The organism is Tenacibaculum aquaeponti (genome assembly GCF_057221555.1).
In genome coordinates, this window is sequence record NZ_CM170147.1 from 658,096 (window position 1) to 673,424 (window position 15,329).

Consider the following 15,329-nt stretch of genomic DNA (forward strand, 5'->3'; position numbering starts at 1 on the left):
TTGATTTTTTAATTATTTAACATTTCTCTTAGAGTTGGAATATCAATTATATTATTAACTTTTGTTCTTATCCAATTTTCACTGAGCTTTTCACCCGAACCTATAACACTCTCTTTTACAAGTTTTTCCTTAACCTTCTCTACTATTGTTATTATATCTCTATCAATTTGGTTTATTGCATCATCTACGGATCCTTCTCTTTTATAAAATCTCCATCTTTCATTAATAACAAAAATCAATGCATCATTGTAATCTTTATGAGAAGCATGTACACCCCAATCATTCTCAAACTTTTCTAACATTATTACATTTAATAGCGAATCTTCACCATTTAAAGCTATTCTAGTATTACCTAATTTTTCATACCATTTTCTAAAGCCTTTTGATTTTAATAACTCTATTACAAGTATATGATGAGACTCAAAACCATTGAATTTTTTACTTTTCTTTAATGCATCAAAAAATTTCTTTGCTTTTTTACTACCTCCTTTAGTTTCTTTAAGATATGTTTCTAGTGTAAATATTTTACCATCTATTTTTACTTCATAAGCTTTAATCAAATCATCAAAAGAATTACCAAATGCAAAATCAGGTTTCCCTTCACTAAAATATTTTAACAACTGCTTAAATGTATTACCAGCTACATTTTTTGCTCCATCAGCATATTTTGCGCAAATTACATATCCAAATTTGTCTAATAACTTATGTAAATTATAATCACGTAATCCATAATTAATAACTACGTCTTCTATTTCTAATTTTTTCTTTGAAATAGCAGCAATATCCTTGAAATTATACTGTGAATTTACTTCCTTTTTATATTTTTTTAATTCTAACCAAATATCAATAATATCTTCACTGTTATCAATTTCTTTAAAGTTTTTAATGTTATTAATCAATAAGTCATCATTATAAACCTTCCCACTAGGTCCTGATTTAACTTTCTTGCTTGCTACACTTAATTTAGTAGTGCTTATAGCTTTTAAAAATTCGTTTTGTAAATCTTTCTCTAATTTATTAAACCTTTCTAAAACGACTGAAAATCCTTCTAAATTTGACAAACTTTTACCTAAATCTGGGTTTGACTTTTGTAATACTTTCCAAGAATCAATATGAATTTCAGAAACTTTATCCAAATTTTGTTGTAAAAGTTCTTCTTTTTTTATTCTTGGGCTTTGTAATACCTTTTTATGTAATAAATCAGCAACAAACTTTCCTCTTTCTTCTATATTATCAAACTTATCTTCTACTTTTTTAGCTAAATCTGGGTAATTTTGTAATAATTCTGCCCAATTAATTTCATCAATTGTTCTTGTAGATAGTTCTAAAAAATCATCTGCATAGACTACATCATCTAACTTATCAGCATCTGGTCCTCTTGGCCTAGCATTTTCTGGTAGAACTTTTTCTTGTCTATTCGCTCCTAATTCATACCATTGGGTACTTCCATTTGGTTGCCTTGGTACTACAGTAACTAAACCATCATTATGTACTCTTATATATCCATCAGTAGCTTGTACTGTAAACTTATCACCTAATTTATTGGCAAAATCTTGAGCACCTTCAAGGTTTGTACATGATAATAATCTTACTTTATCTGCATTTGGATGATTGTCTTCTAACCACTTTTTAATATTTACAATATCAGTTACTTCATTACCATCTACAATAATTTTATTATCAGCACCATGTACAACTATATCAATTACATTATCTACAGTTTGAGATTCAATTGCTTGAAGTCTTTCTGTAGTTTTTCCTAGATCACCTCCTAAAACTAACATATGATTAGCTGCAGAAATTTCACCTACTCCATCAATTATATCAGCAACAAAACCTTCTGATCGTAATCTATTTCTAGCATCTTGTACACTTTTTCCAGCTATTTCAGTTAATAATTCTTCTCCTTCCGCTAACTCTTCTTCTGCTCTCTTTATTATATATTCATATGATTCATCTGCTTTTTTGAGCTTTGCTAACTTATATGATTTAATTAGCTTTGTTCCATATTGAGCATAACCGAACATTGCTACACCAAATGAATATTCAAGGACTCTTCCTGTGTCTTTATTATATGTTGCAAAAGCTAACCCTACAAAATCAAAAACAGTATCTAATCCTACAGGTGCAAAGAATAATGAAGCTGCATCTATCATACCGTAGATAACTTCATTCGGATTTATTTCTCCATCATAAAAATGCTTCTTTGTATCTAACTTGCCATAAGAGTCAAAAGTATAAGCTATACTAACTAAGAAATCGAAATTTTCATCTTTATCAAAATGAAAATTTGCATATTTCATTTGTAAACCATTATCAAATGTTTCATTGGTTATGTATACTTCTCTTAATTGTATTTCTCCATTAACTTTCTCGAAATAATCTTTATTATTATTTTCTATGGCCTCAGCATCTTTATCTTCAGCTTCTAAAATTAGAGTATCATACTCTTTCTTCCATTTTATAAACTTTCTTTCATACTCTAATTTTTTTGGTATTGATGCATCTTCTTTAGGTTTATCTCCTACTTCTGTCTTTTTATCTCTTAACTTTTTCTCTATTAATTTTAAGTATGGTGACTTTAATGTAGATAATGCATTAATTAAAGGAAAGCCTCTTACATTATTTCTTGACTTTCTTTGAAGTGTATGAACAGAAAAATCAGATTTTATTACAGTCGCATATAAATTTAAAGGCTTTTCGATCGTTTTGAATACATTTATAATATCGGTAAATGGGGAATCACCTTTTTCTACTTCGCTTGGTAAAACTATATTAGATGAATTTTGTCCATAACCTATATTGTAACATACATCATTATTAAAAAGGCCAACTCCAAAAATTGATTCATAATTAGATGATGATAATACTAAATGAACTACTTTCTTTCCATTAATAAACGCTTGGTTTTCAACAATACTTTTTTCTGCCATATCACTTAATAAAGCAGTTGGAATACTAGTATTAGTTGACTCTAATTGTAAAAAACTTACTACAAAATAAGTATCGGTATAATGAGCTAATAAATGTAATTTATCTTCTAAAATTTCATAATTTTTAGCAGCTTCTAAAGCATTAATATCCTTACCGTTGATAAATTGTAAATGACTGAAATTACCCTTATCTCTAGTCTCTATACTAGATGTGTTCTCTATTTGTGCTAGAGCTGTACTTAAAGATTCATTTAATTTAGCTTGATACTTATCTAATGAAGACACATCTTCTTCTTTATCATAAGATAGAGCTACAAAACTATTACAATTACTAGTTTGTTGAGTTTGTGAACTACATTTTATTAGTGTTATTTTAGATCTTAAATTTTCTGCTACTATTGGATTTTTTCCTTTTTGTCCTTTAACATTTTCCCATTTAGCTTTATAATAAGAATTTTTACCACAAACTCCGTTAAAATTAAAGACTGCAATTGAATCGTTGTCACTTAAAATAGAAGTTTTTAAATCATAGAATTTTTTCTCTTTATTAGAATAATATCCTTCAAAAGATCCTTGAGCATTAAATTTAGCGTAATAATATATACTATTATCTTTATCCTTTGTGATTTTAAAGCCAGGTACAGAACCTTTTACATACTTATCTCCTTCTACTTTATTTGCTATAGACTTAGTGTTTGGAACTGTAAATGCTTTCCAGTCAGGAGTTAACCAATACAAACCACCTAATTCCCCATCTTCATCATCTTGGAACCAGTAAATTTGAATTCCAGGAGCATGCATTTTCTTCCAATCTAAATGATTTAATACTGTTCCATCAGCATTATCCATTAAAAAATCTGTAGCTCCTTCTGGTGTACCAAACTCTTCCCATGGATGTTCTAAACCAAAAATACCGTGACCTAATTCATGAGCCAATGTTTTAGCACGCATCTTATCATCGCTAACATTAGCATCAAACACGAAACCAAATTGACGCTTTAAAGGCATAAACCCTTTAACATCAATTTTGTTTGTTGAAATATCAGTAACTAAAACATAATATGACTTCTTATTATAAAATGTTTGTCGTTTAATATAGTTATTGAAAAACTTCTCACTACTAGTGTAATTAGACAACATATTACTATCACCAACTTCTATTTGACTGTTTTTATCCCAGTCATAAATTTGATCAAGTGATATATTCTCAACAAACTGGATGTTTAATCTTACACCCGATTTACTATATATTTCTGTAACCTCATTTTTTAACTTACTTAATTTATCTTTTATTTCTGATTCTGAACCGCCCTTAAAAACAGGAACCAATGTTACATTAATAGGCTCTAACTTATCTGAAGCCAAATGTGTCACTAATAAACTTCCTGCAATATCAAATTTCTTTGGATCTTCTTTAGAACGAATTACCGCAACAATTTCTTCATCTGCATAATCGAACTTACGTTCTAATTCTAAATCTGCAGTATTAGTAGCATCATCCCAACGAAGAATATTTACCTTAGCTCCTTCTTTAGTTTTGAAAATAATACTATCTCGTTTAATAGAACTATCTGTGATTTCAACTTTAGCTTGAATAATATCCTTCCCTTTATTATCGGAAATTGCTTTATAACCAATATGATATTTACCACCATTATGTGCTAAAGATTTATAATGCTCATTTAACTTTTCATAAGAACCTTCTGGTTTTTTATCGAAGTAATAAAATCCAGATCTTTTAAAATATACAACTACTCCTTTAGCTGTAATTGCATTATATTCTCCGTCTGAATCAACTCCATTAGTTGTTTCATTAGTTACAGCTCCTCCTTCTGCAGCTTCACCTTTTGTTATTTTTCCATCTTCACCATAAGACCAAACATCTCCATTGGCATCTGTAACTGTAACATCTGTATTACCAGGTATAACAGCTTGATCTGGTTTCCCATCTTTATCTACTCCTGTGACAACTAATGCTCCATTTTCATCAATGGTAATTTCTGTAATTACAAAATCAACTTTAACTCCATCTTTATCAGTAGAATCTCCACTAATAGCTTCAGCAATATCAATATTAACATCTACCGTCATAGAAGCTCCTTCTCCAAATTTAGGATCATAAAGCGTTACAATTTCTCCTTCTGCTAATTGATTAGAAGAATTGACTAAAATTCCATTGAAAGTAACTGCAAACTTTGCAAAATTTAAATATGGAATAGAAACAAAACCATTTCCTGAAATTACTCCACTAGATTGACTCGTAATATTTGTTAGAGTCACTTTAAAATCTCCAGCAGTAATTTGATCTCCAATATATAAACCTGGGTGTGGTTCTCTATTTGAAATTGCAATCGCATCTGGGACAATACCACAATTGTAATTCGCATCTTCATTAGTCACCATATCTGTGGTGATATACTGAGGTTCTGAATAGTTACTGTATTGATACGTACATTTACCTTTTATTTTATACTCATATGTAACACCAGCTTTTAAATTCCAAATTGTTGCCCAACTACTATTTGTTTTCTTTGTAAACCAATGTGCTTCTGGATTATCTGCTTCTCGGTATGCAATAATATATTCTGAATGTATTGTAGGATCTTGATCCCAGAACACATTTATCTTTGAGGTTCCTTTTGCTTCTGCACTTACATTCTCGGGAACTAAACAAGGAGCTGTTCTTGAAAACCAAAAAATTTCACTAAATCCTTGGTTTTTAAACAACCCTATTTCTTCTAATCCTTGTAAAGCTTTAGCTTTAACTCGCCAAGCATATTTTTTACCAGGTAATAATTGCGGTTTGTCTGGACCGTAAATTAAGGTTGTTCTTCTTGTGGTTTCTTCATAGATAGGTGCTTGAGATAAAAAAGCTGTTTGCGGATTTACATTATTATCCCAAATCTCTACTAAACTAAATTCATATTCAACATTACTAACGTTAATGTGACGTGGTGTCCACTGAAAAGCAATATTTTCAAAATCAGTTGGTTCTATATTAGTCCCGTTCTGAGGAAAATTTAAAATAGGTGGTTCATTTTTGAATATGAACACTGTAGCACATTGTTTTGCGGAAAGTTTTGCTCCTGAAGCAAAATCGTAAACTTCAAAACAGAACTTATAACTTCCTTCAGGAATTGGTCTTCCATAAACTACAGAACTAATCCCTTGAATATTCTCTAGTTTATAATAAGGTGCTAATTGTGTATTTGTTAATGTTAATGGAATTCCTCCTTCAATAAAAAGAGGTTCAGATCCAAGAACAAAATCTTTGCTAGTGAAATTTATATTTCCACCTTCAAAATATGTTTTCAAACGAATTTGACGACTTGCAACAGTTAAATCATTTAAAAATATTTGAACTGTTACTGGGCTGTTTAAACTTGTTTCATCTGCATAGTTATAAAAGTTAACTGGTGCAGGAGCGCTTACTCTTGGTACAATTCTTACAGGAAATTGTTGAGCAAATGTTAGTTCTAACAGAAAAAATAAGGCAAATAAAAAGCGTAGCTCTTTTTTCATACAATTAAGGGATTACTATTAATTTGTGTCCATATACTTTAACTCATATTGATCTTTATCAATATGACTTTCTGATTCCTTAGCAAAAAAATCGACAATTAATGCTTCCAAATATAATTTTATTTTTTGTTTTTTTTCTTTCATTTTTAACATTTTAAAAATTTTGGATGCGTGTTTATTTCTGAAGTCTTTGATTAAGTTTTTATTTTCTTCTAAAGTTTTAAATGAATCAATTTGTCCTAATTCCGATAAAATCCATCGGTGTACTAGGAGTTTTTTATGAGACTTATTTAAAACTTTATCCATGTGTTTATATTCTTTTTGAATTTCTTTAGGATAAGAAGCTATATCTTTTTCACTTTTATTCCATAACATATGCTTCACTATCTCTTTTTTATTCTGAACAAATTGTTTTTCTATAGCATAATCTGTTCGTTCTGCACTTCTATATACATCTCCAATAGCTAAGAATAACAGCTTATTGAACTCGCGCATATTTTCTTTAGTATTATATAAATCACTTAGCAATTGTATTGCTTTAATTTTATAAGCTTTATTGTTTTCTTCTTGTGCTATTTCTGCTTTTTCTTTTTTCAACTCTTCCATTATATTATCTGGAGTTGTTTCGAAAAGTGGTGAATTTATTAATGTTGTTATTTGATAATCTACTTCAGGAATAGTTCCGTTATATAAAGAATCTCTAAACTTAAATCGAATTGGTTTTTTAATTCTTTTCTTCTTTGCTTTTTTCTCCTTTTTAGCTTTTACTTTGTTCGTTTTTGGCTTTCTTTTTCTCTTTCTAAACCTAATATCTTTAGAATTAAATAAACCAAAACTATAATTGTAACCGAATGTTAATGTGAAATTTTTACTAGAAGCACTTGAAATGCTATTTCTGAATTGAAATAAAGCATTTAAGCTAAAATTATGTTGCTTTTTATACACATATCTTCCACCTAATCTTAGGTTAGCTACCTGACCTTGACGCTCTCCATCGGTTAATGTTTCGTTATAACTAACTGCACTATTTATTTTTAATGTCTTTTCAAAAAATCCTTTTGTAGCACTTACAGTAGGCCCAAGAATTAAAGTATTAGATTCTGCTAATTGACTTAAACTAGTATTAATTGCTCCAGATATCGATAAATCTGTTTCTGGATAAGTTAAAGTATAAGCTGTGTTAGCATTATAAAAAGCAGAATTATCTTCTTCTCTTATTTCATCTGCTATTTTATTTACCGCATCTTGATACGATAAATTAAAGTTTAAATTTTGTTTGATATTTGGTGTATCTTCTAAATTGTAATTTACATTCAAGTTTGCATTCTGAGAGATCTGTGTAATATTATCTTGATCGAGCTGTTCTTCTATTTGATTTACGCCATTAATAAAATCGAATTGATCTTTAATATTTGTAAATGACTGAAAATTCGAATAACTACCTGTTAAGTTTAATTTATCACTAGCATTATATGCTGCATTAAAAGACATTACTAGCCGATTTAACTGACTAGCTTTAGTATCATGTAAATCATCTTTTTGTAAACCAGCATTCATATTTAAAGCTAGTCGATCGTTAAAAATCGTTTGTGAAGCGTTAACCGTAATATTTTCTAAATCGTTATTAAAAAAATATCCTCCAAGTGTTTTATAATTAGGATCGATACGTTCATATCCTAATCCGATTGCGCCTTTTCCAACTTGATAATTAAAGTTTAAATTAAAGGCTTTGTAATATTGTGTAGTTGGATTACTATTTACCAAAAAAGAAGCAAAATGATCACTTTCACCTACTACTCTAGTATCTTCTGTTAGTGCAGATAAAGCTACTTCTGCTTTAAAATTAATTTGTTTATTAATATTAAAATCTCCATTAAAACTAATAACTGTATTGTCTTTAGGTAATATTTCTGTTTCAATAGGAATAGGATTTACTAAAGAATTTACATCATCCCTTGCTTTAAAGAATATAAATCCTAGTGTTGCAAAATCAAATTTATATGAAGTATTAAGGCCATAACCCATTCTCTTGTAATTAGCTTCGCCATTAATGTTTTCTTCATTAAATTCTCGTTCTTTTAGTAAGCGACCATACATTACACTTACTTTGAATTTATCTTTTGGGGATAAATCTAAACCTAAACCAGTAAATTGATGTCCGTTTAATGTATAAGGAGAAAACGTCATACTTACATCACCAATATGAGCAGTTATCCACTTGTAACTTGGGTGTAGACTTAACCTGTTAAATGTAAAGGGATTGTTCGTTTGGAATTTACTATTAGAATACGAAAAAGAGAATGGAACATTATACACATCGCTAATATTCAGGTTTACATTTCCTGATAAAAAATATGTAAATGGTTCTCTATTTGCGTCCCCTGCGTAATAAACCGAATTTACTGCTACCCCCCCAGATAACTTAAAAAGTGGTGACTTTCCTATTTTTTCTAGGTTTTGGGATGATGAAAAAAGAGAAAAGAAAACAACTTTTAAAAATACTATTTTCTTAAAATTCAATAGACAACTAATTTCGCGCAAAAAAAAAGATTTTTTTGCTAACAAAAAAATCTTTTCTGAAGTTTCTTAAATATATGTTAAATCAATTTTGATTATAATTTTAAGATTCTTTAGTAATCGTAAGATATTGAGAGTGAATTCTATTAAAATAAAAAACCATTGAAAAATTATGTTTTCAATGGTTTTCAAGTTTATATGTTTAGTTTATTACCTTCTACTATAATTTGGTGCTTCTTTTGTAATTGTAACATCATGTGGATGACTTTCATTAATACCACTTGACGTAATTCTTACAAACTTTCCATTTTCCTTCAAAGTATCAATATCTTTAGCTCCACTATATCCCATTCCTGCACGTAGACCTCCAACAAATTGGTGAATACTTTCATATAACTCTCCTTTATAAGGAACTCGTCCTACAATTCCTTCTGGAACTAATTTTTTAATATCGTCTTCAACATCTTGAAAATAACGATCTTTAGAACCTTTTTTCATAGCTTCTACAGATCCCATTCCTCTATATGTTTTAAACTTTCTCCCATCGAAAATTATAGTTTCACCTGGGCTTTCTTTAGTTCCTGCTAATAAAGAACCTAACATAACACAGTCAGCACCAGCTGCAATAGCTTTTGGAATATCACCTGTATAACGAATTCCTCCATCAGCAATTACTGGCACTCCAGAACCTTTTATTGCTGCAGCAACTTCTAATACTGCAGAAAATTGAGGAAAACCTACACCAGCTACAACTCTTGTTGTACAAATAGAACCTGGGCCAATACCAACTTTAACCGCATCAGCTCCTGCTTCAACTAAATATTTAGCTGCTTCAGGAGTAGCAATATTACCAACTACAACGTCTAAATTAGGAAACTTAGCTTTTACTTCTTTTAATACAGACACTACTCCTTTTGTATGTCCATGAGCTGTGTCAATTATTACAGCATCGACTCCAGCATTTACCAATGCTTCTGCTCTATCTACAGCATCTGCTGTAACACCTAAAGCAGCCGCTACACGTAACCTTCCTAAACTATCTTTATTGGCAATTGGTTTTTGAGTCGTTTTTGTAATATCTCTAAAAGTAATTAAACCAACTAAAACATCATTATCATTTACAACTGGTAACTTTTCAATCTTATTTTCCTGTAAAATAATTTCTGCTTCTTGAAGTGAAGTTCCTTCAGCTACAGTTATTAAATTTTCAGAAGTCATTACTTCTGTAATTGACCTATTATTATTCTTTTCAAAACGCAAATCTCTATTCGTAACAATACCAACTAACTTTTTCCCCTCATCAATAACTGGAATTCCTCCAATCTTATGCTCTTTCATTGCAGATTTAGCATCTAAAACAATTGCATCTAAAGTTAGAGTAATAGGATCTATAATCATTCCACTTTCTGCTCTCTTCACCTTTCTTACTTCTTTTGCCTGCTTTTCTATAGTCATGTTTTTATGTAAAACACCTATACCTCCTTCTCTTGCCATAGCAATAGCCATATCACTCTCTGTAACTGTATCCATAGCAGCGGAAACTATAGGTACATTTATTGTAATATTTTTTGTGAATTTTGTTTGGATGTTTACTTCTCTAGGAAGTACTTCTGAATATGCAGGTACTAATAAAACATCATCGTATGTTAAACCTTCGCCTACAAATTTATTTTGGTGAGCATTCATATTGCAATCAATAATTATCTTGTCAATTAATTGCATGCAAATATACTACTTTTATTGTAACTTTTAGTTTACCTTAATGTTAATGATTAAGATTTCCTTTTATGAACTAATTCTAAAGCGCTCATTCTCGATATTTATACACTTAAGGAAAAAACAAATTTTAAAGTCGAATTTAAAAATAACTTCGTTGTTGTTAAATAACTGGATTATCTATTTCAGATTATAATTTTAAATTAACTAACCCGAAAACCAAAACTTAATATGGCTACTTTAAAAGAACCAAAATCATTACTCGACACTTCTTATCTTGCTAAAGGAACTATTGGAAATGTAGGAATGCCTGGAGCTCCAATAGCTCAATACTCCTTAGTTGTTTCTACTGAACAAGAAACCGTATCTGGAATTGTAGAAATTACTCAAGCTATTGATAGCCCTACAATTAAAGTTAATGTAGCTGGGAGATTACGACATACTGGCTATGGTAACATTACACAAATTATAGATTTAAAAGGTGAATATGTTGTTTCTATGACTCCTCCTGCAATAGGTAGTTATTTGGAAAAATTTGAAGCGTACTTAGATGTTGATAATGATTGGAATGGAACAGGTGGTTTTTCCTTTGGTTTTCAGAAAGTGAATAACGTTCCTGTAAAATCAGTAAAGTAAAAATAATTTAGGGGATTATAAATTTTAAGGTAATACTTGGAGATACTTATTTTCCTTGTATTACCTTATTTTTTTTATCTAAAAATTGTATTATCTCTAATAAATGCGTTTTTGTACCGTTCACTAAAAGGAATTTTTTCTAAATTATTTAGAATAATCAAATTATCTTCTAAATAAATTTCTTTAATACTTCTAATGTTAACTAAATAATTTCTGTGTACTTGTCTGAAATTATCATTATTCAACATTTCCTTCAATTTCACTAAAGATAACTTTACCAAATACCTTCCTTCACTACATTGTAAATTACAATATTTTTCTTTTACATCAATAAAGTTGATTGAATCTACATCTACTTTAACAACACTTCTTTTATGTTTAATAAACAAGTATTTTGGACTTAACACTCCATTATCATCTCCAAAGCTTATACTATTATTTTGATGATAACAAGATTCTATAGCTAATTCTAAAGAATACAACAATTCTAATTTATTGTATGGCTTTAAAAGATACACCAATGGATTTGTCAATTTAGCTTCATCAAATATTGCTCGACTTTGCATACTTGTTAAAAATAAAAAAGGAACATCTATTCCTTCTTTATTTAAACGTTGAGCAAATTCAATTCCTTCTGGTTTACCATCGATCATAATATCTAGAATGATAACATCAAAGAAACGATTTTTAATTTCACTTTCAGCTTCAGCAAGATTTCTAGCTCTTGTAATATTATATTCATGCTGATGTAAAAAATCGACTAATTCTTGTGCTTCTTTATCTAAATCTTCTAATAATAATAATCGAAGGTTTTTCATGTAATAATGATTTATACTATAAAAGTATAAAAAAGTTGATAAACTCTAGTTTGTTAATCACAAATAAAAGAAAGTTATTTATTTATTCGTTTACAATTGGCAATTGAATCGTTACTTTTGTTCCTTTACCAACTTCACTATCAAAAGATAAAATTCCTTTATTCTTTTTAACTAAAGTTTGACATAAGATTAATCCAAGTCCCACACCTTCAGAACGATCTATCTTATCGATACTTACACCTTTTAAAGCATTAATTTTCTCTAATCGATCTTTAGGAATTCCAATTCCTGTATCTTGAATAGATACATAACTGTAATTTTCATTATCTACACCAATTTCTACGGTGATTTTACCTTCTCCGTTCATGTATTTTACTGCATTATCTAAAAGATTACGCAATACGATCTTTATAGATTCTCTATCAGCATTTACAATTGAATTTTGAATATAATTTGTGGAGATTTCTATAGCATTAGCTTCGATAAGATTTTCGTAATCATATAAAACATGTTCAACAATTGGTTTTAAAGGATACGCTTTTTGCGCGAAAACCATTTGATTACTTTGCTCTAAAGACCAATGCAATACATTGTTTAATAAATGACTAGTGCTTTCTGTAACTGTAATAGCTGTATTATTTGCTTCTTCAATCGCTTCTAAATTATTATCAGCGATATGTTTTTTTAATTGTTCATGCTGATATTTAATCGTATTCATTGGAGAGCGTAAATCGTGAGAAACTACAGAAAAAAGATAGTTCTTGGTTTTGTTTGCAATAGCTAAATCTTCTTTTTGCTTAGTAATTAAAACATTTTGTTTTCTTAGTTTAGAATAGAAAAAACCTAAAGCTCCAATAAATAACATCAAGCCAGAAGCTCCAAAAAGCAGTCCACGTTGAACTGCTTCTTTTTGCTTTATTTCAGCTTCTTGCACTGCTATTTCTTTATCTTTTTGAGCTACCGTTAGTTTTTTATCTCTATCGGCTAATTCTATAATTCGATCGCGATTCCAAATAGAATCTTTCCATTTATTATATTCCTGATAATATTCTACACTTTCTTTATAGCGTTTACGATTACGTTCAATAACCGCCATATTTTGTGCTGTTAATTGTTTTAGGTCCAAATCAGAAAATGATTTTGCCATTTTGTAAGCATCTTCAAACAATGGTATTGCCTCATTATCTAGATATTGTTGGTAATAAATGTTAGCTAAATCAATTTTGGTTCGAATAAGAGAGCTCTTATCTTTTTTATCTAATAGAAATATCTCTTTATCAAAATATTTTTTTGCTTTATTATAATCTTTCATGTGGATATAACAAACTCCTATATCATGAAAAGCATTACTCCTTATTATACTATCAGTTGTAGATTCAATATTATTTTCCCAATCCAAATAGTATTCAATAGATTTCTTATAATCTTTTAAATTTAGATGTAACCAACCTAATTTTAAATTTTTTAGATTTTTAAAATCTGATTGATTTGATATATTATCAAAGTTATTTAAAGCTTTCTTAAATATTTTTTTGTTAATTGCACTAACACCTTGTATATAATTTAGAATATCCTTTTCTTTTTGTGAATCAGCTGTGAGTATTGCTTTTGAGCTAAAAATATAACATGAATCATAATTTGATTTAGTATAATAATCAAAAGCTTTACAAAAAACTTTCTTTTTAGGGGAATTACATAAAACTTTAGAACTATTTAGTAACTTATTATACTCCCCTATTTTTTTTGAAACATTCTGAGAATTGACTACATTAATGGATATAAAAAAGAATAAAAAAAATGAAAATTTCATTATTTTTTTGGAATTGAAGGGGCAGTTACTGTTCCTCTACTTAATTCTGGATCTAAATCACCTTGGGCTAAGAATAATACTTCAAAATTACTATCATCATTTACTGTATAATTAAATTCTAATGCATAAACTTCACATTCGTATGAAGAAGCTCCTTGAGCATCAAAATCATAACAAACTGCAAAAGCACGAGTTGTAAATTCTGTATTAGTTGATTGCACCATATCCGCATTAGTAATATCCTCAAAATTAGCTAAAACAACAGTAGCACTTTCTGTTGTTCCTTTTAAAGGCACTGCTTGTGCTGGTGTAAAACCTGAATAATTTCCTTGACAAAAATCTGTTACTGACTTTGGAACTAAGGTTCCTGTTGGAATATAACATAAAGCGTAAACAGAGTAATTGTTGTTACCGTTACTAAAAACTGTTACTGCAGGATAGTTTGAATTTGGATTGTAATTTACTGTTGTGTTTAATTTAGTTAACACTGGGTTTGCTCCTATTGTAATAGATGCCATAGTTTTTAAAATTGTTTGATTAGAAAGACTAAATCTACAATAAAAATTGAAAAAAAAGTAATTTTTTCATCAATCTAACCTAAAGAAAACAATATTGTAACGTAAATTAAAGAATCACAACAAATTATTAAGATACCTTATCGTATTTACTTTGCCAAATATACTTGTTGAAATTCTTACCTAAAGAAACTCCCCATAATAAACTTAAACCTACGGCTCCTTTGAAATAGAATAGAAATAAAACTATAAAATAACTGATAGAGGAATGTTCTCTGAAGAAAAAAGTGTGTGTTGCTATTGAAAACAAAAAGCATAAAGCTAATAATGTAAATATGAAATTATCTAAATCTTTTATAAACCAAAATTTAAGCTTTCTGAGTGGATGTAAATCATTACCCCATTTATGAATTAAATAGTAATAACCATTTCCCATAGGTGCAAAAAGCATTGGATCATCTGCCTTTTTTAATCGAAATAATATTGAAGGTGCAATTATTTTAAAACCTTGAAAATTTGTATTATGAGTTCTCTCTAATTCGTGTATTTTGGTAATTGTCTCTTCAGGAAAGTCTCCTTTAAAAAAACTCGTATCAAGAAAACGAAGTCGATAATCAATACATATTTTTCGTATTTGTTCTATGTGAAAAATAGCATTAGAATCAACAAAATCAATATCAAAACGATTTGTGTTTTCTATATCACTTTCTTCTTTTAATTTATCTTTTGTAGCTGTTCTGGCTGCATCTAAATCAGAGAAAATTTCTTCTATCCAAAAATCTATAGAAGAATTCTTAAGTTCTTTATTTCTTAATTTAAGTAATTTTTCTTTTAAATTAACCGGATGTAACATGATAACTAT

At 29.1% G+C, this 15,329-nt stretch carries 8 protein-coding genes; 1 reads left to right on the plus strand and 7 read right to left on the minus strand.

The features are described from left to right. Positions 1 to 8 precede the first annotated feature (8 nt). The 3 genes from AC2TEO_RS03050 to guaB all read right to left on the minus strand — a co-directional run bounded on the left by AC2TEO_RS03050 (position 9) and on the right by guaB (position 10,658). Positions 9 to 6,455 carry a DUF8616 domain-containing protein gene (locus AC2TEO_RS03050; RefSeq protein ID WP_442266690.1) on the minus strand — a complete coding sequence of 2,149 codons (6,447 nt, stop codon included), beginning with the start codon at positions 6,453 to 6,455 and terminating at the stop codon, positions 9 to 11. An 18-nt stretch (positions 6,456 to 6,473) separates the two neighbouring features. Beyond that, positions 6,474 to 8,975, minus strand: coding sequence for a TonB-dependent receptor (locus tag AC2TEO_RS03055; RefSeq protein ID WP_442266691.1), 2,502 nt, complete (start codon positions 8,973 to 8,975; stop codon positions 6,474 to 6,476). Between the two features lie 207 nt (positions 8,976 to 9,182). Further along, the gene (gene guaB, locus AC2TEO_RS03060) at positions 9,183 to 10,658 is read right to left on the minus strand and encodes an IMP dehydrogenase (RefSeq protein ID WP_442267741.1); all 1,476 of its coding nucleotides are present in this window, start codon (positions 10,656 to 10,658) and stop codon (positions 9,183 to 9,185) included. Positions 10,659 to 10,919: 261 nt separating this feature from the next. Here guaB and AC2TEO_RS03065 point away from each other — a divergent pair, with 261 nt between their 5' ends. Beyond that, positions 10,920 to 11,324 (plus strand): DUF1842 domain-containing protein, encoded by a 405-nt coding sequence (locus AC2TEO_RS03065; RefSeq protein WP_442266692.1) that lies wholly within the window; start codon positions 10,920 to 10,922, stop codon positions 11,322 to 11,324. A gap of 74 nt (positions 11,325 to 11,398) precedes the next feature. Here the strand turns inward: AC2TEO_RS03065 and AC2TEO_RS03070 are convergent, their stop codons facing one another. The 4 genes from AC2TEO_RS03070 to AC2TEO_RS03085 all read right to left on the minus strand — a co-directional run bounded on the left by AC2TEO_RS03070 (position 11,399) and on the right by AC2TEO_RS03085 (position 15,320). Further along, the gene (locus tag AC2TEO_RS03070; protein ID WP_442266693.1) at positions 11,399 to 12,142 is read right to left on the minus strand and encodes a LytR/AlgR family response regulator transcription factor; all 744 of its coding nucleotides are present in this window, start codon (positions 12,140 to 12,142) and stop codon (positions 11,399 to 11,401) included. 82 nt (positions 12,143 to 12,224) lie between these two features. Then, complete coding sequence (locus AC2TEO_RS03075; protein WP_442266694.1) at positions 12,225 to 13,952, minus strand: tetratricopeptide repeat-containing sensor histidine kinase; 1,728 nt, start codon at positions 13,950 to 13,952, stop codon at positions 12,225 to 12,227. Further along, positions 13,952 to 14,470, minus strand: coding sequence for a hypothetical protein (locus AC2TEO_RS03080; RefSeq protein WP_442266695.1), 519 nt, complete (start codon positions 14,468 to 14,470; stop codon positions 13,952 to 13,954). Before AC2TEO_RS03080 ends, AC2TEO_RS03075 begins: the two co-directional genes overlap by 1 nt. 127 nt (positions 14,471 to 14,597) lie before the next feature. After that, entirely contained in the window at positions 14,598 to 15,320 is a 723-nt protein-coding gene (locus tag AC2TEO_RS03085; protein ID WP_442266696.1) for a hypothetical protein, read from the minus strand. Between the last annotated feature and the right edge of the window lie 9 nt (positions 15,321 to 15,329).

What these genes read in the sequence shown, in the direction of transcription:
- AC2TEO_RS03050 (WP_442266690.1), bottom strand. Translation starts at nt 6,455, where the DNA reads ATGAAAAAAGAGCTACGCTTTTTATTTGCCTTATTTTTTCTGTTAGAA.
- guaB (WP_442267741.1), bottom strand. Translation starts at nt 10,658, where the DNA reads ATGAATGCTCACCAAAATAAATTTGTAGGCGAAGGTTTAACATACGAT.
- AC2TEO_RS03065 (WP_442266692.1), top strand. Translation starts at nt 10,920, where the DNA reads ATGGCTACTTTAAAAGAACCAAAATCATTACTCGACACTTCTTATCTT.
- AC2TEO_RS03070 (WP_442266693.1), bottom strand. Translation starts at nt 12,142, where the DNA reads ATGAAAAACCTTCGATTATTATTATTAGAAGATTTAGATAAAGAAGCA.
- AC2TEO_RS03075 (WP_442266694.1), bottom strand. Translation starts at nt 13,952, where the DNA reads ATGAAATTTTCATTTTTTTTATTCTTTTTTATATCCATTAATGTAGTC.
- AC2TEO_RS03080 (WP_442266695.1), bottom strand. Translation starts at nt 14,470, where the DNA reads ATGGCATCTATTACAATAGGAGCAAACCCAGTGTTAACTAAATTAAAC.
- AC2TEO_RS03085 (WP_442266696.1), bottom strand. Translation starts at nt 15,320, where the DNA reads ATGTTACATCCGGTTAATTTAAAAGAAAAATTACTTAAATTAAGAAAT.